Origin of the sequence: Streptomyces sp. NPDC005863, assembly GCF_042871345.1 — a bacterium.
Classification (GTDB): domain Bacteria; phylum Actinomycetota; class Actinomycetes; order Streptomycetales; family Streptomycetaceae; genus Streptomyces.
Genome location: NZ_JBIAII010000004.1, coordinates 380,483 through 400,137, shown reverse-complemented (window position 1 = coordinate 400,137; position 19,655 = coordinate 380,483). Strand labels below are relative to the sequence as shown.

At 71.4% G+C, this 19,655-nt stretch carries 19 protein-coding genes; 12 read left to right on the top strand and 7 right to left on the bottom strand.

Annotated elements, in window-relative coordinates; translation table 11 throughout:
• Positions 1-139: 139 nt before the first annotated feature.
• On the top strand, positions 140-1,132 hold the full coding sequence (locus ACFYO9_RS18095) for a DUF3048 domain-containing protein (protein ID WP_358777059.1): 993 nt from the start codon (positions 140-142) through the stop codon (positions 1,130-1,132).
• Positions 1,133-1,242: 110 nt separating this feature from the next.
• Here ACFYO9_RS18095 and ACFYO9_RS18090 read toward each other — a convergent pair whose 3' ends face one another.
• Positions 1,243-3,462, bottom strand: a complete 2,220-nt coding sequence (locus ACFYO9_RS18090; protein ID WP_358777060.1) for an MMPL family transporter — start codon at positions 3,460-3,462, stop codon at positions 1,243-1,245.
• Between the two features lie 493 nt (positions 3,463-3,955).
• Here ACFYO9_RS18090 and ACFYO9_RS18085 point away from each other — a divergent pair, with 493 nt between their 5' ends.
• The 4 genes from ACFYO9_RS18085 (at position 3,956) to ACFYO9_RS18070 (ending at position 8,392) form a co-directional block, all read left to right on the top strand.
• Positions 3,956-4,678, top strand: coding sequence for a class I SAM-dependent methyltransferase (locus ACFYO9_RS18085; RefSeq protein ID WP_358777061.1), 723 nt, complete (start codon positions 3,956-3,958; stop codon positions 4,676-4,678).
• A 140-nt stretch (positions 4,679-4,818) separates the two neighbouring features.
• Complete coding sequence (locus ACFYO9_RS18080; protein WP_358777062.1) at positions 4,819-6,903, top strand: M6 family metalloprotease domain-containing protein; 2,085 nt, start codon at positions 4,819-4,821, stop codon at positions 6,901-6,903.
• 112 nt (positions 6,904-7,015) lie between these two features.
• The gene (locus tag ACFYO9_RS18075; protein ID WP_358777063.1) at positions 7,016-7,798 is read left to right on the top strand and encodes an arylamine N-acetyltransferase; all 783 of its coding nucleotides are present in this window, start codon (positions 7,016-7,018) and stop codon (positions 7,796-7,798) included.
• 114 nt (positions 7,799-7,912) lie between these two features.
• A complete protein-coding gene (locus tag ACFYO9_RS18070) occupies positions 7,913-8,392 on the top strand; it encodes a VOC family protein (RefSeq protein WP_355806993.1) in 480 nt (159 codons plus the stop codon).
• 14 nt (positions 8,393-8,406) lie between these two features.
• Here ACFYO9_RS18070 and ACFYO9_RS18065 read toward each other — a convergent pair whose 3' ends face one another.
• Positions 8,407-9,138 (bottom strand): class I SAM-dependent methyltransferase, encoded by a 732-nt coding sequence (locus tag ACFYO9_RS18065; protein WP_358777064.1) that lies wholly within the window; start codon positions 9,136-9,138, stop codon positions 8,407-8,409.
• Positions 9,139-9,290: 152 nt separating this feature from the next.
• Between ACFYO9_RS18065 and ACFYO9_RS18060 the strand changes: the two genes are divergently transcribed.
• A complete protein-coding gene (locus ACFYO9_RS18060) occupies positions 9,291-10,124 on the top strand; it encodes a hypothetical protein (RefSeq protein ID WP_358777065.1) in 834 nt (277 codons plus the stop codon).
• Between the two features lie 130 nt (positions 10,125-10,254).
• Positions 10,255-11,100, top strand: a complete 846-nt coding sequence (locus tag ACFYO9_RS18055; RefSeq protein ID WP_359330693.1) for a slipin family protein — start codon at positions 10,255-10,257, stop codon at positions 11,098-11,100.
• On the opposite strand, the gene ACFYO9_RS18050 is transcribed toward ACFYO9_RS18055, so the two are convergent.
• Both ACFYO9_RS18050 and ACFYO9_RS18045 read right to left on the bottom strand, forming a co-directional pair.
• Positions 11,008-11,505, bottom strand: a complete 498-nt coding sequence (locus tag ACFYO9_RS18050; RefSeq protein ID WP_358779261.1) for a GNAT family N-acetyltransferase — start codon at positions 11,503-11,505, stop codon at positions 11,008-11,010. The genes ACFYO9_RS18055 and ACFYO9_RS18050 overlap by 93 nt on opposite strands.
• Before the next feature lie 9 nt (positions 11,506-11,514).
• On the bottom strand, positions 11,515-12,057 hold the full coding sequence (locus ACFYO9_RS18045; protein ID WP_358779260.1) for a winged helix-turn-helix domain-containing protein: 543 nt from the start codon (positions 12,055-12,057) through the stop codon (positions 11,515-11,517).
• 58 nt (positions 12,058-12,115) lie between these two features.
• Between ACFYO9_RS18045 and ACFYO9_RS18040 the strand changes: the two genes are divergently transcribed.
• The 4 genes from ACFYO9_RS18040 to ACFYO9_RS18025 all read left to right on the top strand — a co-directional run bounded on the left by ACFYO9_RS18040 (position 12,116) and on the right by ACFYO9_RS18025 (position 15,519).
• Entirely contained in the window at positions 12,116-13,045 is a 930-nt protein-coding gene (locus tag ACFYO9_RS18040) for a S41 family peptidase (protein WP_358779259.1), read from the top strand.
• A 29-nt stretch (positions 13,046-13,074) separates the two neighbouring features.
• A complete protein-coding gene (locus ACFYO9_RS18035) occupies positions 13,075-13,518 on the top strand; it encodes a DUF3093 family protein (protein ID WP_358708843.1) in 444 nt (147 codons plus the stop codon).
• Positions 13,519-13,594: 76 nt separating this feature from the next.
• Complete coding sequence (locus ACFYO9_RS18030; RefSeq protein ID WP_358779258.1) at positions 13,595-14,788, top strand: diaminopropionate ammonia-lyase; 1,194 nt, start codon at positions 13,595-13,597, stop codon at positions 14,786-14,788.
• Between the two features lie 290 nt (positions 14,789-15,078).
• Positions 15,079-15,519, top strand: coding sequence for a subtilase-type protease inhibitor (locus tag ACFYO9_RS18025; protein WP_358779257.1), 441 nt, complete (start codon positions 15,079-15,081; stop codon positions 15,517-15,519).
• Between the two features lie 129 nt (positions 15,520-15,648).
• Here ACFYO9_RS18025 and ACFYO9_RS18020 read toward each other — a convergent pair whose 3' ends face one another.
• The gene (locus tag ACFYO9_RS18020; RefSeq protein ID WP_358779256.1) at positions 15,649-16,881 is read right to left on the bottom strand and encodes a CoA transferase; all 1,233 of its coding nucleotides are present in this window, start codon (positions 16,879-16,881) and stop codon (positions 15,649-15,651) included.
• 138 nt (positions 16,882-17,019) lie between these two features.
• On the opposite strand from ACFYO9_RS18020, the gene ACFYO9_RS18015 reads away from it, so the two are divergent.
• Entirely contained in the window at positions 17,020-17,520 is a 501-nt protein-coding gene (locus ACFYO9_RS18015; RefSeq protein ID WP_358779255.1) for a GNAT family N-acetyltransferase, read from the top strand.
• Between the two features lie 22 nt (positions 17,521-17,542).
• Here the strand turns inward: ACFYO9_RS18015 and ACFYO9_RS18010 are convergent, their stop codons facing one another.
• On the bottom strand, positions 17,543-18,418 hold the full coding sequence (locus ACFYO9_RS18010; protein ID WP_358779264.1) for a TauD/TfdA family dioxygenase: 876 nt from the start codon (positions 18,416-18,418) through the stop codon (positions 17,543-17,545).
• A gap of 249 nt (positions 18,419-18,667) precedes the next feature.
• Complete coding sequence (locus ACFYO9_RS18005) at positions 18,668-19,519, bottom strand: SAM-dependent methyltransferase (RefSeq protein WP_358779254.1); 852 nt, start codon at positions 19,517-19,519, stop codon at positions 18,668-18,670.
• Positions 19,520-19,655: the final 136 nt, after the last annotated feature.

The window sequence follows — 19,655 nt, the reverse complement described above, 5'->3', positions numbered from 1 at the left end:
CTGCCCCGGAAAGAGTGACGTCGCGCGGGTGGATGGCCCCAGCCGCGGTTGGGGCCGGGGCACGGGGAGGTAGGTCTGCGGCTGCCACCAGGGCGGCCACGGGGCGGCCCTGGCGGCTTCGCCGAAGGGAGACGCCTCAATGGCAGCAAGGAAAGTCCGGGACGCCCGTCGCACCCGGCTCGCTCCGCGCGTGCTCGCGCTCGTCGTCACGGCGGTGTTCACCGTGGGCGCCTCCGCGTACGCGAGCGCCCCCGCTCGTGAGGACTCCCCCGCGCCCCGGAGCCCGTCGCCCTTCACCGGGCTCACTGCCCGTCAGGGGCAGGTCGTCGCGGTCAAGTTCGACAACGCCCGGGCCGCCCGCCCGCACACCGGTCTCGACCGGTCGGACATCGTCTACGTGGAGAAGGTCGAGGGCGGGATGAGCCGCCTCATGGGCGTCTACTCCAGCACGGTGCCGCCGGTGGTCGGGCCGGTGCGCAGCGCCCGTGAGTCGGACGTCGAGCTGCTGCGCCAGTTCGGCCGGCCGGTCCTCGCCTACTCCGGGGTGCGCACCGCGCTGCAGAAGAAGCTCAAGGACGCGCCGCTGTACGCCCGTCCGCAGGGCCGCTTCCCGGGCGCCTACTTCCGCCGGAGCGGCCGGCCGGCCCCGCACGACCTCTTCCTCCGCCCGCGGGCGCTGCTGCGCTCGGTGCCGCGGACCGAGCCGCCGGCCGACATCGGGTTCCGCTTCGGCCCCGCGCCGGCCGGCGGCACGCCCACGCGGGACAAGATCGTGCGGTACGCCGCCGCCAGCCACTCCTTCGCCTGGTCGCCCGGGCAGCACCGCTGGCTCGTGTCGTTCGACGGCTCACCGGCCCGCAGCACGTCGGGGACGCGGCTCGGCGCCCCCACGATCGTCGTCCAGTACGTGACCATGCGGGCGTCGCGGTTCAAGGACTTCAAGGGCGCGGTGACGCCGTACATCGAGACCGTCGGGAGCGGCCGGGCGCTGGTGCTGCGCGACGGCAGGAGTTACCCGACGCGCTGGAGCCGCCCCACGGCCGCGGCGGGCACCACCTTCACCCGCGCGGACGGTGCGCCGATGCCCTTCGCGCCGGGCCAGGTGTGGGTGGTCTACGCGGACCGCGGCTGACGCGGGCCGCGGCCTCGGTGCCGGGAAAAGGACCGGGCGGGCCGGTCGGAACGCTCCCCGCCAAGGGGTGTTCCGACCGGCCCGCCCGTGCGTGCGTGGCCGGTGGTGTCCTAGCGGCCGACCGGAGCCAGCTCGCGGTCCGTCTCGGCCTCGGGGGACCCCGTGTCGCCGAGGTTCTTGTGCAGCTGCTCGCCCTCCACGTCCACGTTGGGCAGGAGCCGGTCCAGCCAGCGCGGCAGCCACCAGGCGGACTTGCCGAGCAGGGCGAGGACCGCGGGCACGATCGCCATGCGGACGACGAAGGCGTCGAAGAGGACGGCGATGGCCAGACCGAAGCCCATCATCTTGATCATGTCGTCGTTCTCCATGATGAATCCGGAGAAGACGCTGATCATGATGATCGCGGCCGCGGCCACGACCCGTCCGCCGTGGGTGAATCCGGTCACGACCGACTCGCCGGGGCGTGCCCCGTGGACGTACGCCTCGCGCATCCGGGTCACGAGGAAGACCTCGTAGTCCATGGCCAGGCCGAAGACCACGCCGATCATGAAGATCGGCATCATGCTCATGATCGGGCCGGGCTGGTCGACTCCCACGATGTCCGCGAGCCAGCCCCACTGGAAGACCGCGACCACGGCGCCGAGCGCGGCGGCCACCGAGAGCAGGAAGCCGAGCGCCGCCTTGAGGGGCACCAGGACGGAGCGGAAGACCAGCATCAGGAGCAGGAACGCGAGGCCGACGACCAGTCCGAGGTAGGGCAGGAGCGCGTCGTCCAGGGTCTGCGAGAAGTCGATGGTCATCGCGGTCTGGCCGGTGACCAGGACTTCGGAGCCGGTGTCGGTGCCGATGCCGTCGGCGATCGAGCGGATCGACTTGACCAGTTCCTCGGTCTCGTGGTCGCTCGGCCCGGTCTTCGGGACGACGTTCATGATGGCGGTGTTGCCCGCCTTGTTGGCATGCGCCGGGCTCACCTCGACGACGCCGTCGATCTTCCCGATGGCATCGCCGACGGTCTTGGCGGCGCCCGCCACCCCGGAGTCCTTGGTCACGGTGACCATCAGCGGGCCGTTGAAGCCCGCGCCGAAGGACTCCGACAGCATGTCGTAGGCCTTGCGCTGGGTGGTGTCCGGCGCCGAGGTGCCCTCGTCGGGCAGGCCGAGCTCCAGGCTGGTGGCCGGGACGGCCACGGCGCCGAGTCCGATGACGGCGACCAGGAGCACGGAGAGGGGGTGGCGCAGCACGAAGCGGGCCCAGCGGGTGCCGAGCTTGGGCTTGGCGTTCGGGTCGGCGAGTTCGCTCGCGGACTTCTTGCGGTCCTTGCGGCGCAGTACCTTGCGACCCGCGAAGCCGAGCAGCGCGGGGATCATGGTGAGCGCGATGAGGACGGCGATGACGACCGTACCGGCGGCGGCCAGGCCCATCTTGGTGAGGATGGGGATGTTGACGATGGCGAGGCCCGAGAGGGCGACGACCACGGTGAGGCCGGCGAACACGACGGCGGATCCGGCGGTTCCGGTGGCCCGGCCCGCGGCTTCCTCCGGTGCGCGGCCCTCGGCTATCTCCGCTCGGAAGCGGGAGACGATGAAGAGGGCGTAGTCGATGCCGACGGCGAGGCCGATCATCATCGCGAGCGTGGAGGTCGTGGCGGACAGGTCCAGGACGCTGCCGAGGGCTCCGATGCCGGAGATGCCGATGCTGACACCGATGATCGCGGTGAGCAGCGGCATGCCGGCGGCGACCAGCGACCCGAAGGTGAGGATCAGGACGACGGCGGAGATGGCGATGCCGATGAGTTCGGCGCTGCCGCCCATCTCCTGCTCGGCCATGACGGCGTCACCGCCGGTCTCCACCGTGAGGCCCGCCTTGCGGGTCGTGTCGGTGGCGTCCGTCAGCGCGTCACGCGCCTTGTCGGTCAGCTCGGTGGCGACCACCTTGTAGGTGACCGCGGTGTACGCGGTGGTGCCGTCCTTGCTGATGGTGCGGGCCTTGTAGGGGTCGTCGACGCTCGACACCTGCGGGCCCTCGCCTATCGCCGCGACGAGCTTCTCGACCTCGGCCTTGGGCTTGCCGGAGTTGATCTTCTCGCCCTTCGGGGCGCGGATCACGACACGTGCGCTCGCTCCGTCGGCGCTGGCGTCGGGGAAGCGCTTCTCCAAGAGGTCGAAGGCCTTCTGGGACTCCGTTCCCGGCATGGAGAAGGAGTCTTCGGGCGGGGCGGGAGCTGTCGCGGAGGCGAAGATTGCCCCCGCCAGCGCCACCACCCACAGCAGCGCCACGTAGCGGCGTCGCCGGAAGGCGAAGCGGCCTAGTTTGTACAGAAACGTAGCCACGGCGAAAGGGGCTCCCGTCGGGTTCGGCAGGCGTGGACGACCCTCTGCCGGTGCGATCGGCGCACGTCAGCGGGTCCAGCAGGATCGGTCTCCATCCTCGCCGCCGTTGAGCCGGAGCAAGTCCGCCTGCAAGCCGGACTATCGGCCCACGGTCGCTGTACTGCGGCACGCGACGAGTCATCCCCTGGGAGGAGAGCCGATCTCCTTTTCTAGGCCACAGGGTGCAGTCACGTGTCAACGGTTTCTTCGTCATTGGCGCGGAACTTTCCGTTCCCTTTGTCCCGGGCCGCAGCCTCCGCCCATTTACCTGCATCGTTCACGCATTCACACCGACGGGCTCTGGCGCAATGGAGACCCGGTGGCCTGTTTCCGTCGCCCGAGAGATCACGACCTGTCCGAGAAGCCCCCTTGCCCACGGCGTTCGGACGGAGTGGCATGCAACGGACAACAATGTCCTCTGCGGCAAATGCCCCTGCGAGGTGGTGTGTTGCACGTGACCGATTCGTACGCCGAGCCCGCCCGCCACTACGACCTCATCATGACGTCCGGCTACTACGACTACGACGCGTACGCCCGCTCCCTCCTGGAGAGCGCCGAGGGCCGCGCGGACCTGCTCGAACTCGGCGTGGGGACGGGGCTGGCCTGTGAACGCCTGCTCGACCTGGGCCCGGACGACCTGCGTGTCACCGGGATCGACCACACCGAGGGCATGCTGGCCCAGGCGCGCGCGAGACTCGGCGGGCGCGCCCGGCTCGTCGGCCAGGACATCCTCGACCTGAGCGAGCGGGACGCGTTCGACGTCGCGTACTCCGTGGGCGGCATCTGGTACGGCGTCGAGGACGAGGGACGCTACTGGCTGGGCAGCCACCTCGTCGAGGACGAGGACAACATCGGGGGCCTGCGGAACGTCGCCGCGGCCCTGCGTCCGGGCGGCCTGCTTCTCTTGGCCGTCCAGCGGACGCACCACCCCTACCGGCGCACGCTGCCCGGCGGGCTCGTCTACGCACAGGAGATCCAGGACAAGGGTGAGGGCCGGTTCGTGAAGGACTACTTCATCCTGCGCGGGGACACCGTGCTGGCCCACCAGCGCTCCCCCTTCCGCCTCTGGCCCGAGGAGGACGCGGGGCAGCTGATGGCGCGGGGCGGCTTCCGCGCGGAGCCCTTCGAGGCGGGCGGCAGGTTCCGTCCGTACACGGCGTCGCGACCTGACGCGTGACCGCTGCCCCAGGAGCGCCACCGAGGCGCACTGTTCTCACCGCTTCCGGCCGCCTACCGTGAAACAGCAGTTCTCGCACCCCTCGCACGGCTTGTCATGCACTTGTCCATTATGTCCCGGCAAGAGGCACGAGGTGAGCCATGTTCCTCCGTCACAGACGCCCCGACCGCGGGCGCGCCATCCGTCCACGCCGCGCCCCGGCCCGTCGCGCCACCGTGGTCGCCGCCGTGCTCGCCACCTTCGCGGCGACCGCCGTCGGCACCGCGCAGGCTCGGCCCGACGGGCCCGACCTGACCCGGCCCTCCCTCATCCGCCCCATCGACCCACAGAACTGGCGCAACCCCGACGACATGACCTGGAGCGAGTACCGCTCCGTGCCCGGCACCGACTGGGCCGACCCCGGCCGCGAGCCCACCGAGCGGACCTTCAATGGCGCGCTGGTGCTCCTCGACTACCCCGACGAGGAGTTCACCCTCAGCAAGCCGCCCGGATCCTCCGTCTTCGGCAACCCGCAGCCGATCGCCTCCGGCGTCCCGCGCGACCGACTGCCCACCTTCTACGAGGACTTCCTCAACAAGCCCGGCACCCTGAACCGCGGCCACACCATCAACGAGTACTGGATGGAGGACTCCGGCGGCCGCGTCGGCGTCGACCTCAAGGCCTTCGGCGTGTACCGCATGCCGTTCAAGTCCTTCCAGTACGGCGTCGAGCCCGGCATGAACCCGGGCGCCTGCCCGCTCGCCTCCACCTGCGGCAAGGACATCCGCGCCGACGGCAAGGCCGCCTGGATCGCCGAGGTCGGCGAGGAGAAGGCGGCCGAGTACGACTTCGTCTTCTTCCTCACCGCGGGCCAGGACGAGTCCTCCACCTGGCAGGAGTTCGGGCAGATGAAGTTCGCCGGCGGTGATCGGGTGCCGGCCGCGTGGGGCCCGCCCTCGCCCGTTGCCGCCGGCGGAAACTCCGCCGCCACCCGCTATGTGCCGTGGACGTCCTGGCAGGCCGCGGCCAGGATTTGGCCCAATGCCGTCACCGGCTCCTCCACCCAGGCCGAGAGCTCCGGGATGGGGGTGTACGCCCACGAGCTCAGCCACATCCTGGGCATCGGCGACAACTACAACAACCCGTACGGCACCCCCCTGAGCCGCTCCTACACCGGCATCTGGAGCATGCTGTCGCGTGGCTCGTTCAACGGGCCCGGCGGACCGCACACCCGCTGGAAGATCCCCGCCACCGAAGGCGGTTCGATGGGGTCCCAGCACATCCTGCGCGACAAGCTGAAGCTCGGCATCGTGGACGAGAAGAACGTGCTGCGCCTGGACCGCGACGCCCTCAAGGACTCCGGCGTGGTCGTCGCCAAGGTCACCGCGCGCTCGGCGCCGCCCGGCGCCACCGGCCTGTCCGGCGTCAACATCGCCATGTCCCGTGACCTCTCCCCCGCCTGCGACCGCGACACCGACCCGCTGTGCGACGGCGGCGGCTACCAGAACTACACCCTTGAGGTCGTGGACCGCATGGGCATGGACTCCTTCACGCCGGACAACGGGGTGCTGATCACCAAGACCAAGAACGCGGACCGGGCACCCTTCGCCTGGGTGGTCGACGCCCACCCCGAGGACATCGGCATGGTGGACTTCACCCGCCCCGACGGCACTCCGCAGAAGATCACCATGGGCGACTACCGACAGCTCAGCGACGCGCTCTTCCACGCCGGAACGGACTCCGGCAGCTCCTACGAGTACGTCGACCGCGCCAACCGTCTGCACTTCTACGTCACCGACATCCGGCGCAGCCGCGCGGGCGTGCTGTCGTACACCGTGGCGGTGAAGTCCCTCGACGGCGCGGGACCGCAGCGCCGGGGCACCGCGCTGGGCCGTGGCGAGGCGGCCGGCGACCCCGGCAAGAGCCGGGCCACCTGCACCTTCCCGCTGACCAACACCGGGCGGGCGTCGGTCGAGACGCCGGGCGGCCACCCCGACGACGCCGCCCGCTACCTCGACTCCGACGTCTACCGGCTCTCCGCCAAGGCATCCGGCCGCGGCTGGTCCGCCTGGCTGCCCAGCAAACTCACCACCGCCAGGGCCGGCTCCACCGTCGACGTGGACGTCGCCGTCACCTCGAAGCCCTCGGCCCGACACGGCCGGATCACCCTGACCGCCCGTTCGGTGAGCGATCCGCGCCGGACCGCCGAGGCCACCTGCACGCTCTCCAGGAACGGCCGCCACTGACGACGGTTGTCCCCCGGTCTCACCGGCACGCCCTCGTGGTCGTCGATCGCGAGGACGTGCCAAGCAGGGCGCGCCGTGTCCCAGGCCGCCGTCGCCCACCACACTGGTGCCCATGGACACCGAACAGATCGACGCCTACCTGCGGCGCATCGGCGCCGAACGCCCCGCCTCCCCCACCACCGGGGCGCTGCGCGACCTGCACGCCGCGCATCTGCGCAGGGTGCCGTTCGAGAACCTCTCGATCCATCTCGGTGAGGACATCGAGCTCACCGACAAGGCCTTGGTGTCCAAGGTCGTGGACGCGCGCAGGGGAGGCTTCTGTTACGAACTCAACGGCGCGTTCGCCGCGCTGCTGACCGCCCTCGGCTTCGACGTCACGCTGTTGCAGGCCCGCGTGTTCGACGACGAGGGGCGGCCCGGCATCCCGTACGACCACCTGGCGCTGCGCGTGCGCACCGAGGACGGCGGCGACCTGCTGGCGGACGTCGGATTCGGCCGCCACACCCGGCTGCCGCTCGCCTTCGCCGACCGGGGCGAGCAGGTGGACCCGGAGGGCACGTTCCGCCTCACCGAGACCGCGGAGGGCGATCTGGAGGTCGCCCGCGACGGCACGCGGCAGTATCTGCTCGACCGGCGCCCGCGCGCGCTGGCCGACTTCAAGGCGGGTGCCTGGTACCACCGCACCTCACCCGACTCGCACTTCACCCGCTCCCTGGTCTGCTCCCTGCTCACCGACGCGGGCCGGGTCACCCTGAGCGGCCGCACGCTGACCACCACCGAGGACGGCGAGCGGCACACCGTCGAACTGGGCTCTCAGGAGGAGGTGCTCGCGGCGTACGAGCGGCACTTCGGCATCGTGCTCGAACGCGAACCGCTGGTGCGCGACCCCCGCTGACCGGGGCGGCGCGATCTGCCTGCCGTGTGGCGATGAGTTCCGGGCGGTGCGACGGTCCATCTAGGCAAGACATGCGGGCGGACAGGACCGCCGCGTACGCGACAGGAGAGCGCCATGCCCAGGATCACGCCCAACCTCTGGTTCGACCTGCAGAGCGAGGAAGCCGCGCAGTTCTACGTCTCGGTCTTCCCGAACTCCGAGATCAAGAACGTCTCGTACTACGGAGAGGGCGCCCCGCGTCCGGCCGGCACCGTCCTGACGGTGGACTTCGAGCTCGACGGACAGCCTTACACGGCGATCAACGGCGGCCCGGACTTCACCTTCACCGAGGCCGTCTCCTTCCAGATCGACTGCGCGGACCAGGCGGAGGTCGACCACTACTGGACGAAGCTCTCCGAGGGCGGCGAGGAGGGCCCCTGCGGGTGGCTCAAGGACAAGTACGGGCTGTCCTGGCAGGTCGTGCCCGCCGTGCTCGGCGAGCTCATCACCGACCCCGATCCCGAGCGGTCCCAGCGCGCGATGCAGGCGATGCTCGGCATGAAGAAGCTGGATGTCGCCGCGCTGCAGGCGGCGGCCGACGGCAAGGCGCCCTGACCCGACCCCGGCGCCTACGCCTTCCGGGCCACGACAAGCCGCCAGCGCGGACTGCCGTCGGCACGCCGCCCGAACTCCTCCAGCGGAGACAGCCGCACGTCGAACCCGGCCGCGGCGAGATCCTCGCGCACCCCGCCGAGCGGGAACGTCCGGTAGTACATGACGAACCGCGGACGCCACAGCAGGTTGCGCACCCGCATCGCGCCGTCGAAGCCGCGCAGCGCCCAGTACCAGGGCGAGGCGAAGGACTGCGGGGCGCCGATCGGGAACGCGAAGACGCCGCCGGGGCGCAGCGCCCGGTGGACGCCGGCGAACAAGGCGGGCCGCTCGGCGGGCAGGAAGTGACCGAACGCCCCGAAGCTGACGGCCAGGTCGTAGTCGCCGCGGAAGGGCAGGGCGCGGGCGTCGGCGCGCACCAGGTCGACGGTGGGGCCGCCGGGCCCCGGCTGGGGCAGCGACCGGGCCGCGGCGGCGAGCATCCCCTCGCTGAAGTCCACGCCGGTCACCCGCTCCCGGCACAGCGGCAGCAGCGCCCCGATCCCGGCGCCGGTGCCGCAGCACACGTCGAGCCCCGCGTCGAAGGGGCCGACGGGGCGCAGGACGTCGGCCGTGGCGGTCAGAAACCGGCCAGGCGTACGAAAGGGGGTGTGGTCGAACTTCGGGGCGAGCAGGTCGTACCCGTGCTCGGTGGACGAGAGCGCCTGAACGGCCAGCTCACGCAGCGTGGGACCCTGGGAGGAGAACATCGGCTCCAGGGTAGCCAGGGGGCGGTCCTGGCGGGTCCGCGCCGGAGCGGTGCCGTGGCCGGATAGCGCCAGGAGGTCTATCGGGGGCCGGGACGGGTCGGGTAGAGGTGCACGTCTGCCCCAGACCCGTTCCTCTCTCCCGGAGGTGCCCCATGGCCACAGACCGGCACAGGACAAGGACCGCATCGGGCAAGACCCGGTTCGACGACATCTACGACCGGCCTGACCCGCGCGCCTACTTCCGTACGCTGGCGCCCTACGCGTACGAGATCCCGCAGCACGCCCAGGCGGTGTTCCGCCGCACGCGCGACCTGCGGGCCCGGCAGGCCGCCGACGAGGGCCCGGTGACGGTCCTCGACGTGTGCTGCTCGTACGGCATCAACGCGGCGCTGCTCAATCACGACCTCACCCTCGCCGACCTGTACGCGCACTACACCTCCGAGGAGGCCGCCGCGCTCACGCCGCACGAACTCGTCGAGCGCGACAAGGAGTTCTACGCGTCGCGGCGGCGCCCCGACGCCACGCCGGTCATCGGTCTCGACATGGCGGCAAACGCCACTCGCTACGCGTTGGACGCGGGTCTGCTCGACGAGGCGTATGCGGAGAACCTGGAGCGGCACCCGCCCAGCGAAGGGCTGCGGCGCGCGGTCGCCCGGACCGGTCTGATCACGGTCACGGGCGGCATCGGGTACATCTCGGAGCGCACCTTCGACGCCCTGCTCGGCTGTGCGCGGCGGCCACTGTGGGTGAGCGCGTTCGTCCTGCGGACCGTGCCGTACCAGCGCATCGCCGACACCCTCGCCGCGCACGGCCTCACCACCGTGACGGACACCTCGCGGACGTATGCGCAGCGGCTCTTCACCAGCCCCGAGGAGCGCCGCGACGCCGTGCGCCAGGTGATCCTCGCAGGTGAGGACCCCACGGAGTACGAAGCGGAGGGCCGCTATCACACGCGGCTGCACGAGTCGCGGCCCCGCACGGACTGACAGCCCGACCAGAACCCCGTGTATGTCCTCCGGCTCGTTCGGAAAGCCCTTCGGGCAGCCCCTCGACCGGAGGACATATGCGGGCATATCGTTGAGTCAGTGGTCGGCTCGGACGGCAGGGGGTCGTGCCATGGTCCAGGAACTGCTGACGGCAGGAGCGGCGGTCGCTTCCGGCTGCGTGGTCTACGCGCTGGCGGCGGGCCGCGTGATCAAGCAGTACGAGCGCGGTGTGGTCTTCCGCCTCGGCCGGCTCTCCGGTTCGGTGCGCGGCCCGGGGTTCACCATGGTGGTTCCCGGCGTCGACCGGCTGCGCAAGGTGAACATGCAGATCGTGACGATGCCGGTGCCGGCGCAGGACGGCATCACGCGCGACAACGTCACGGTCCGGGTGGACGCCGTCATCTACTTCAAGGTGGTCGACGCCTCCAACGCGGTCGTGGAGGTGGAGGACTACCGGTTCGCGGTCTCGCAGATGGCGCAGACCTCGCTGCGCTCCATCATCGGCAAGAGTGACCTGGACGATCTGCTCTCCAACCGCGAAAAGCTCAACCAGGGCCTGGAGTTGATGATCGACTCGCCGGCCATCGGCTGGGGCGTGCAGATCGACCGCGTCGAGATCAAGGACGTCTCGCTGCCCGAGACGATGAAGCGCTCCATGGCCCGCCAGGCCGAGGCCGACCGCGAGCGCCGCGCCCGCGTCATCAACGCCGACGCCGAACTCCAGGCCTCCAAGAAACTCGCCGAGGCCGCCCACGAGATGGCCGAGGAACCGGCCGCGCTCCAACTGAGGCTCCTGCAGACCGTGGTGGCCGTCGCCGCCGAGAAGAACTCCACCCTCGTCCTGCCCTTCCCCGTCGAACTCCTCCGCTTCCTGGAGCGGGCGTCAGAGCGTCAGGGCATAACCGGTCCCCGGGACCCCGTCAAGCCGGACGTCGCCGACCGGCACGAAGCCGGTCCGGGTGAGCACGGCGTGTGAGCCCGCGTTGTCGTGCGTCGTGGCGGCACGCAGCCTTGTCAGGCCGTACGCGGCGACGGCGAGGCCGCAGACCTGCCGGACCGCCCGGGTGGCGAGGCCCCGGCCCGCCGCCTTCTGCGCGATCCGGTAGCCGAGCTCGGCGGCGCCGTCCGCGACGTCGACGAGGTTGACCCGCCCGAGGATCTCGTCACCCTCCCCCACCAGGACGTGGAAGTAGCAGGCGCCTTCGGCCTGTTCGGCGAGGAGGGCGCGGTGCCGGGCGTCGAAGTCCCGGAAGTAGGCGTCCCCCCGGTCGGGGATCGATGCGGCGAAGTAGGCGCGGTTCGCCTCCTCGAAGGAGAGCAGCGCGGGCGCGTGGCCGGGGCGGAGGAGCTGGAGCTCGGGCGCGGTGGCGGGTGTGGGCATGGGAGCACCTTACGTACGTGTGTCCGCCGCACCCGCCGGCGCCGCCGCCTGCTCGTACAGCGCCACCAGCACGCCGTGCACCGGCTGTTCGTCCCCGTCCTCCTCCGCCTCGTCGACCAGTGCGGCCAGCGTCTCGGCGAGGCGGCGCGCCTTGTCGGGGCTCAGGCGTACGTGGCGCAGGGACAGGGTGGGCTGGTCGGACCGTGCCAGTTCCTGCGCCACGGCGCCGAGCATCGCGGCGGTGCCCTCGGCCCGTGGCTCGGAGACGGCCATGCGCCGGGCCACCCGCTGGTAGTACTGCTCGGTGCCGCCCCTGACCTTGCGGGTCTCGGCGATGTGGACCAGTCCGGCGGTGCGCAGGACCTTCAGGTGGTGGGAGACGTTTCCCTTGCCGACGTCCAGGCGCGCCGCCAACTGGCTGATGGTGGCGGGCCGATGGGCCAGCGAGAAGAGCAGGCGCTGCCGCAGGGGGTGGGCCAGGGCGGCGTGCTGCTCGGGTGAGTCGATCTCGATGACGGGGTCGGGCGGGGACTCCTGATGGTGCTCGGGCATGAATCAAGTGTCCAATCTTCTTGACGCTTTGGGAAGAGGGCTGCTCTACTCCTCTGCCATGACCACTGCCACGCACCCCCTCAGAACCGCCGACATCGTCGACGAGACCGCCCAACTCCTGCTGGACCACTACGTGTTCCCGGAGGCCGCCACCCAACTGGGCGCCCTGCTGCGGCGCCGGCTGGCCGACGGCGCGTACGACGTCCAGGAGCCCGCCGAGCTGGCGCGCCTGGTCACCACGGATCTCCAGTCACTCAACGGCGACCCGCACCTGCGGCTCAAGCACCACGACGGGCCCGTGCCCGCGGACCAGGGTGCCGCGACGCTGACCATGATGCGCGCGAAGATGGACGCGTCGCTGGGCGGCGCGCCCCGGACGGAGTTGCTGGACGGGAACGTCGCGCTCCTCGAACTGTCGCCGGCGCTCTTCCCGTTGGACTGGTGCGCCGAGACGCTGACCGCCGCGCTCACGCTGGTCGCCCCGGCCGAGGCGCTCATCGTCGATCTGCGGGCCAACAGCGGTGGGGACCCGGACACGGTCGCGTTCGTCTGCGGGCATCTGCTCGACGAGCGCACCCATCTCAACACGATGTACTGGCGCGACGGCGACCGCCTCGAACAGTCCTGGAGCCCCGCGCACGTGCCGGGCCGGCGCTTCGGCGGCAGCAAACCGCTCTACGTGCTGACCAGCGCAAGCACCTTCTCGGCGGCCGAGGAACTCTCGTACGACCTCCAGCAGTTGGGGCGCGCCGTCATCGTCGGGGAGACGACACGTGGTGGGGCCCACCCGTGTGACGGGTGGACGGTCCATCCCCACCTGGAGGCGACCATCCCGATGGGCAAGGCGGTCAACCCCGTGTCCGGCACCAACTGGGAGGGCACGGGCGTCCGCCCCGACGTGCCCTGTGACGCCGCCGATGCGCTCGACCGGGCCCATGCGCTGGCGCGGGCGCGGATCACGCCCTCACACGAACCCCCCGCTCTGTAGAGGCCGTGCGGGCCTGCCAATATGCGGTCATGCACATCTACGAAGAGCGGCTGAGCGTGCCCCGCTCCTGGTGGGGACTTGTGGCGCTGGGCGGGTTCGGTCTCGGCGTGGGGGCGATGCCCTTCGGGCTCCTCGCCGCGGTGATCGCTGCGGCGATCGGGATCGCGGTGTCCGCCGCGCTGGTGCACCTGCACGGCAGCGTGCGCATCCTCGTCACGCCGGGCCATCTCGTCGTCGGCAAACGCACCATCCCCATCGAGGCACTCGGCGTGACGGAGATCCTCGACGAGCGGGAGGCCTTCGAGTGGCGCACCGTCCGGGCGAACCCGTACGCGCTGCTGCTCCTGCGCTCCTACGTCCCCACCGCGCTGCGCATCGAGTTGCGCAACGCCTGGGGAGGCGCGCCGTATGTCTATGTGTCGACACGTCAGCCCATGAACCTGGCGACCGTCCTGGCCTTCACCAGGGGCTGACCGGCGACGCCGGCCGCGCGCAAGCGCCTGGGTCACCGCACTGGACCGGCGCGGGGCCGCGCCGCACGCTGGTCCCGTGACCGATCATGCGACTGACCCGGTGGCCGGATCCCCCTCCCCTCTCCCCTGGTACGCGCGGCCCGCCGCCCGCACTTGGACCTGTGCACCACCTTCGGTGGACGCCCACCGCTTCCACGCCTCGCTGCCCGGATACGCACCCACGGCCTTGCACGAACTGCCGTCCCTTGCGGAGGAGTTGGGGGCGGCGAGGGTTTTCGTCAAGGACGAGTCGTCGCGGCTCGGCCTGCCCGCCTTCAAGGCGCTCGGCGTGTCGTGGGCGATCCACCGGATCATGGAGACGCGGGCGGTCGGAGCGCCGCGGGGCACCGGCGCCCCATCCCTGTGTCTGGTCGCCGCCACCGACGGCAATCACGGCCGGGCCGTGGCACGGACCGCCCGCCGACTCGGCCATCGGTCGCTGGTGTTCGTCCCCGACGGGGTGCCGGACGAGGCGGTGGCCGCCATCGAGGGCGAGGGTGCGGAGGTCACCGCCGTGGCAGGGTCGTACGACGCGGCCGTGCGGGCGGCGCGGGACGCCGCCGCGACGCCCGACGCGATCCTCGTCCAGGACATGGCGTGGGAGGGGTACGAGGAGATCCCGACGCTGGTCGTCGAGGGGTACGCCACCCTGTTCGCCGAGGTCGACGCCCAACTGCGCGCCGCGGGCGTACGTGCGCCCTCCCTGGTCGCCGTCCCGGTGGGCGTCGGGTCGCTGGCCCAGGCCGCCGTCGGGCACTACCGCGGCGCGCGAACGACGGACGCCGACCCCGAGAGCGGACCCCCCGCCCTGCTGTCGGTGGAGCCGGTGAGCGCCGCCTGCGTCCTGGAGAGTCTGCGCGCCGGACGCCTCACGAGCGTGCCGACGGGCGTCACAGCCATGGCCGGGCTCAACTGCGGGACCCCCTCCGCCCTGGCCTGGCCCGTGCTGCGCGACGGCTTGGACGCGGCAGTAGCCGTCACCGAGGCCGACGGCGCGAGGGCGGTACGGGATCTCACGGAGCTGGGGGTCTCGTCGGGCCCGTGCGGCGCGGCCCCGCTGGCCGGCGTCCGTGCCGCGCTCATCGGCCGGGGCACGGCCGGGCGCCGCGCCGAGCTGGGCCTCGGGCCCGCGGCCACCCTCGTACTGATCAGCACCGAGGGCGCGACCGCCGATCCGGCGCATCTGCCGGGCCGTCAGGAAGGTCCGGAGGGGTCACAAAACGGGCGGTGACGGATGATTCAGCGGCGATTTCCAGTCGATGCAGATCGTCGAAGAGGAAACCAATTTTGCGTTCACGCAGTTCAGCGGATGGTTCTCGGTTATACCAATGGCAATTGTCCACATGGTGGACGCAGGTCGGGAAACCGGTTCCACCGCGCTTGAGCTGCCCGAACGCTCGTACGGACACCGCTCACCGGACCGGCACATCCGGAAATCGACCATCCACATGGCATTCACTCTCCGCACCGGCAAGACTCCTCAGCGCAGTCACCAACCACTCGATCGAAGGAGAGTCCACCATGCGTCGCACCCTCAAGGCCGTGGGAGCAGCCGCCGCGGCGGCCACCTGCGTCCTCGCCGCGACAGCAGGCACCGCGCACGCCGAGGCCCCGCAGACGAAGAGCCTCTACGCGCCGTCCGCCCTGGTGCTCACGGTCGGCCAGGGCGAGGACGCCGACTCCGTCGCGGTGGAACGCGCCGTGACGCTCACCTGCGCGCCGCGCCCGGCCGGCACCCACCCGGCTGCGGCCGCCGCATGCGCCGAACTCAGCAAGGTCGGCGGCGAGTTCGCCCAGCTGGTCGGCGGCGCGCCCGACGTGATGTGTACCAAGGAGTGGCGGCCGGTCACCGTGACCGTCGCCGGTGTGTGGAACGGCAAGCACGTCAACTGGTCCAAGACCTTCGGGAACCGGTGTGAGATGAAGGCTGGTCTCGGGGAGGGTGTCGCACTCTCCTTCTGAGCGGACCAAGCCCTGAACCACACTCAGGGGAAGTCCCGGTGACCTTTCGTGGGGGAAGGCGGCCGGGACGCGGGGCGGCCCCCGGTGTCGGGTGACACCGGGGGCCGCAGTGTGTGCGCCCGCACTGCCTTACCGGGCCCCGGCCCCGGACGGCGGGGTTCGCCTGTCCGTGGCGGCCCGCACCACGCCCCGTCCGACCGCCTCGTCGATCGCCGCCTCGTCGAGGCCGCCGGAGGCCAGCACCTCGCGCGTGTCCGCGCCCGCGCCCCGCACCTCGGGGCGGACCCGGGCCGGCGTGCGGGACAGGGATACCGGCGACGCGAGCCCGCGGTAGTCGCCCTCCTCCACGACCAGGCCCCGGTGGCGCACCTGCGGTGCGGTCAGCGCCTCGGCGACATCGTGGACGGGCGAGGCCGGGACACCCCGGGCGGTGAGCAGGTCGGTGAGCTCCGCGCGAGGCCGCGCGCCGATCGCCTTCTCCAGGAGCACCCGCAGCTCATGACGGTGGCGGACGCGGTCCGGGTTGGTGCGAAAGCGCGGGTCCGCGGCCAGCTCCGGCACCGCGAGGACGTCCGTGAGCGCGCCGAACTGCCGGTCGTTGCCGACCGCGACGAAGAGCGGTCCGTCGGCGGCGGGGAACGAGTCGTACGGGGCGATGCTGGGGTGCGCGGAGCCGGTGCGCCGCGGCACCGTGCCGTCGGCGAGCCACGACGCGGAGTGCGGGTGGAGCAGGCTGATCGCGGTGTCCAGGAGGGTGCAGTCGACGAGTTGGCCGAGGCCGGAGCTCCGGCGTTCGTACAGGGCCAGCAAGATGCCGGAGAAGGCGAGGATGCCGGTGACCTGGTCGACGACCGGGACACCGACCCGTAGCGGCTCTCCGTCCGCTTCGCCGTTCACGCTCATCAGACCGCCGTACGCCTGGAGCACCGCGTCATAGCCCGGCTGTCCGCCGAGCGGCCCGTCCGTGCCGAAACCGGTGACGCGGCAGTGGACGAGGGCGGGGAAGCGGCGCCGCAACTCCTCGTCGGCGTAACCCCACTTGGCGAGGGTCCCGGCCTTGAAGTTCTCGACGAGCACGTCGGTTTCGCTCAGCAGCGTGTCGAGGATGTCCCGCCCCTGCGGCACGGACAGGTCCACGACGATGTTCTTCTTGCCCCGGTTGAGGTTCCGGTAGTACGCGGAGGTGTCCGGCGAGACGAACGGCGGGCCCCAGCCCCGTGTCTCGTCACCGGCCGGCGGCTCCACCTTGATGACGTCGGCTCCGTGGTCGGCGAGGAGTTGAGCGCAGTAGGGCCCGGCGAGGACCCGGGACAGATCGAGCACCCTGAGCTCGGTGAGGGCGCCGGCAGGCGGATGTGTCATCAGTACGACCTCGGCAGACCCAGCTCATGGTGGCGACGGAGTTGCGGATCGACTGAGGCTAAGAGCCGCATGATCAGCCGGTCAAGAGCCGCCGGGGCCGGGTGGCCGCCGGGGCCGGCCTGCGGGCATGATGCGTCCATGATCCCCACCGAGACGCACACCGCCCGGCTCGACCTCGTACCCCTGCGCGTCGAGCACGCCGACGAGATGGCCGTCGTCCTCGGCGATCCGGAGTTGCACACCTTCATCGGCGGCGCCCCCGACGACGTCGAGGCCCTGCGCGCCCGCTACCGCCGCATGCTCGCCGGCGCCCCGGACCCCGATGTCTCCTGGTGCAACTGGGTGCTGCGGCTGCGCGAGGAGGACCGGCCGTGCCTGGCCGGGACGGTCCAGGCGACCGTCGGCGCGGACGGGGTCGCGGAGATCGCCTGGGTCGTCGGGACGCCGTGGCAGGGCCGCGGTCTCGCGTCGGAGGCGGCCCGTGGCCTGGTGGACTGGCTGGCGGCGCGGGCCGTGCACACGGTCGTCGCGCACGTCCACCCCGACCACGGTGCGTCCGCAGCCGTCGCGCGGGCAGCGGGTCTCACCGCCACCGATGTGGTCCAGGACGGTGAGATCCGCTGGGAGTTGAGTCTGTGAGGGCGAGCCGGCACGGGCCCCGCTAGTAGGGCCGGTCCCCCGCGATGGCGACGCGCTCCGCCACCCGGCGGTGCGGGGCGTAGTCGTCGACGGCGTAGTGCTGCGTGGCGCGGTTGTCCCAGAACGCGACGTCGCCCGCCTGCCAGTGGAACCGCACCTGGTACTCCGGCACGTGCGCCTGCCGCACCAGATAGCCGAGGAGCCGGTCGCTGTCCTCGCGCTCCATCCCGACGATGTGCGTGGTGAAGGAGGTGTTGACGAAGAGCATCCGCCGCCCGGTCTCCGGGTGCGTGCGCACCACGGGATGGGTGACGGGCGGGAAGCGGTCCTGGAGCGGGGCGAGCTTGTCGGGACCGTAGAAGCGGGCGAAGCCGGGGATGAAGTCGTGCACGGCGTGCGCACCGTCGATGCGCGCCTTCACGGTGTCGGGAAGGTTGTCGTACGCGGCCGCCATGTCCGCCCACATCGTGTCGCCGCCGAACGGCGGCACCTCACGCAGCTGCAACACCGCGCCCAAGGCTGGCCGTTCGCGGAACGTGACATCGGCGTGCCAGACGTTCTCGTACGTGGGGACGGCGCTGCCGCCCTTGTCGAACCGGACGACGTCGTCGGCGGAGCCGCGCGCGAGCAGCGGATTGGTCTCCAGGTCGCCCCAGTTGAGGGCGAACGCTCGCTGCTGCTCCGGGGTGATGTGGGCGCCGCGGAAGAAGAGCACCTTCCACTCAAGGAGGGCCCGGTTCAACTCGTCGCGCAGGGCGGGCGTCAGGGGGCGGGCGAGGTCGACGCCGCGGATCTCGGCGCCGATGAGGCGGCCCTGGGGCACGACGTCGAGGAGCTCGTAGGGGTGTTCCCGCCAGCCTTCGGGCAACCGGCGCAGGGTACGGCGGCCCTCGTACATGCCGTCGGCGGGGATACGGGCCTCGCGCAGTGCAACGGTCGCGGGGAACCGCGGTGTGGCAGTCATGGGTGTGATCCTTGGAGTGCGGGAGCGAACGGACGGGCTGGACGGAGCGGGGCTCCGTGCAGCTAGCGGCCCGATCGCTCGCACCCACATCGCCACGGGACGTTGAACGTCCGTGCCGCGGCGGTCAGGTGCTGGATCATGGTCGCCATTGTGGGGCCGTCGATCCCCCAGGTCAACCGGGCGTCACGGCTTGCGCAGCACTCCGCCGTACTCATAGATCCCCTTGTTGGCGTCGGTCACGCCGAGGTAGGGCACGAGGTCGGCGTCGACCGGCTCCAGGGCGGGCTGGTCGGGGTCGGGGCGCCAGTCGACGAGGTTGACCACGCCGGGATCCACGGCTTCGAGGCCTTCGAGCAGGACGTCGACCTCGGCGGGCGTGCGGGTCTGCCACGGGACGCCGCCGCCGGCGATGTGCTCGGTCATCTTCGCGCCGCGTGCCGGGTCCTCGCAGATGACCTGCGAGAAGCCGACGAAACTGCCCGGCGCCGCGCGGTCGATGATGGTGCGCAGGATGCGGCGGGGATCGTCGGCGTCGACGAGGTGGTGCCCGACGGACAGGAAGAGCGTGGCGACCGGCTCGTCGAAGTCGATGAGACGCCGCACGTCGGGGTGGTCCAGGATCGCGTCCTGGTCGCGCATGTCGCCCATGATGACCGTGGTCGAGGAGTCGTCGGCGAGCAGGGCGCGGCCGTGGGCCAGGACGATCGGGTCGATGTCCACGTAGACGACGCGGGCGTCGGGCGCGAAGCGCTGGGCGACCTGGTGGACGTTGTTGTCGGTGGGAAGCCCGCAGCCCATGTCGATGAACTGGCGGATGCCCTGCTCGCGCGTCAGGTGACGCACCGCGCGGTAGAGGAACTGGCGGTTCTGCCGGCAGATGTCGACGACCTCGGGGAAGGACGGGACGGTGGAGAGGATGAAGTCGCGGTCCACCTCGTAGTTGTCCTTGCCGCCCAGCATCCAGCCGTAGCCGCGCGCCGAGGTCGGGACGTCGTAGGGGATGGACATCGTCTCGGACCGGTCGTCACTCTCCACAGCGCGCCCTCCACCTTTCCCGTGGCATGTACGGAACGTGTTCCTGCCCGCGACACTAGCCGGTGATCCACGTTCGGGTGAACCAACTGTCGAATCTCCAACACACTTGTGGGGAAAGGTGGTTGGCGCGGCGCCA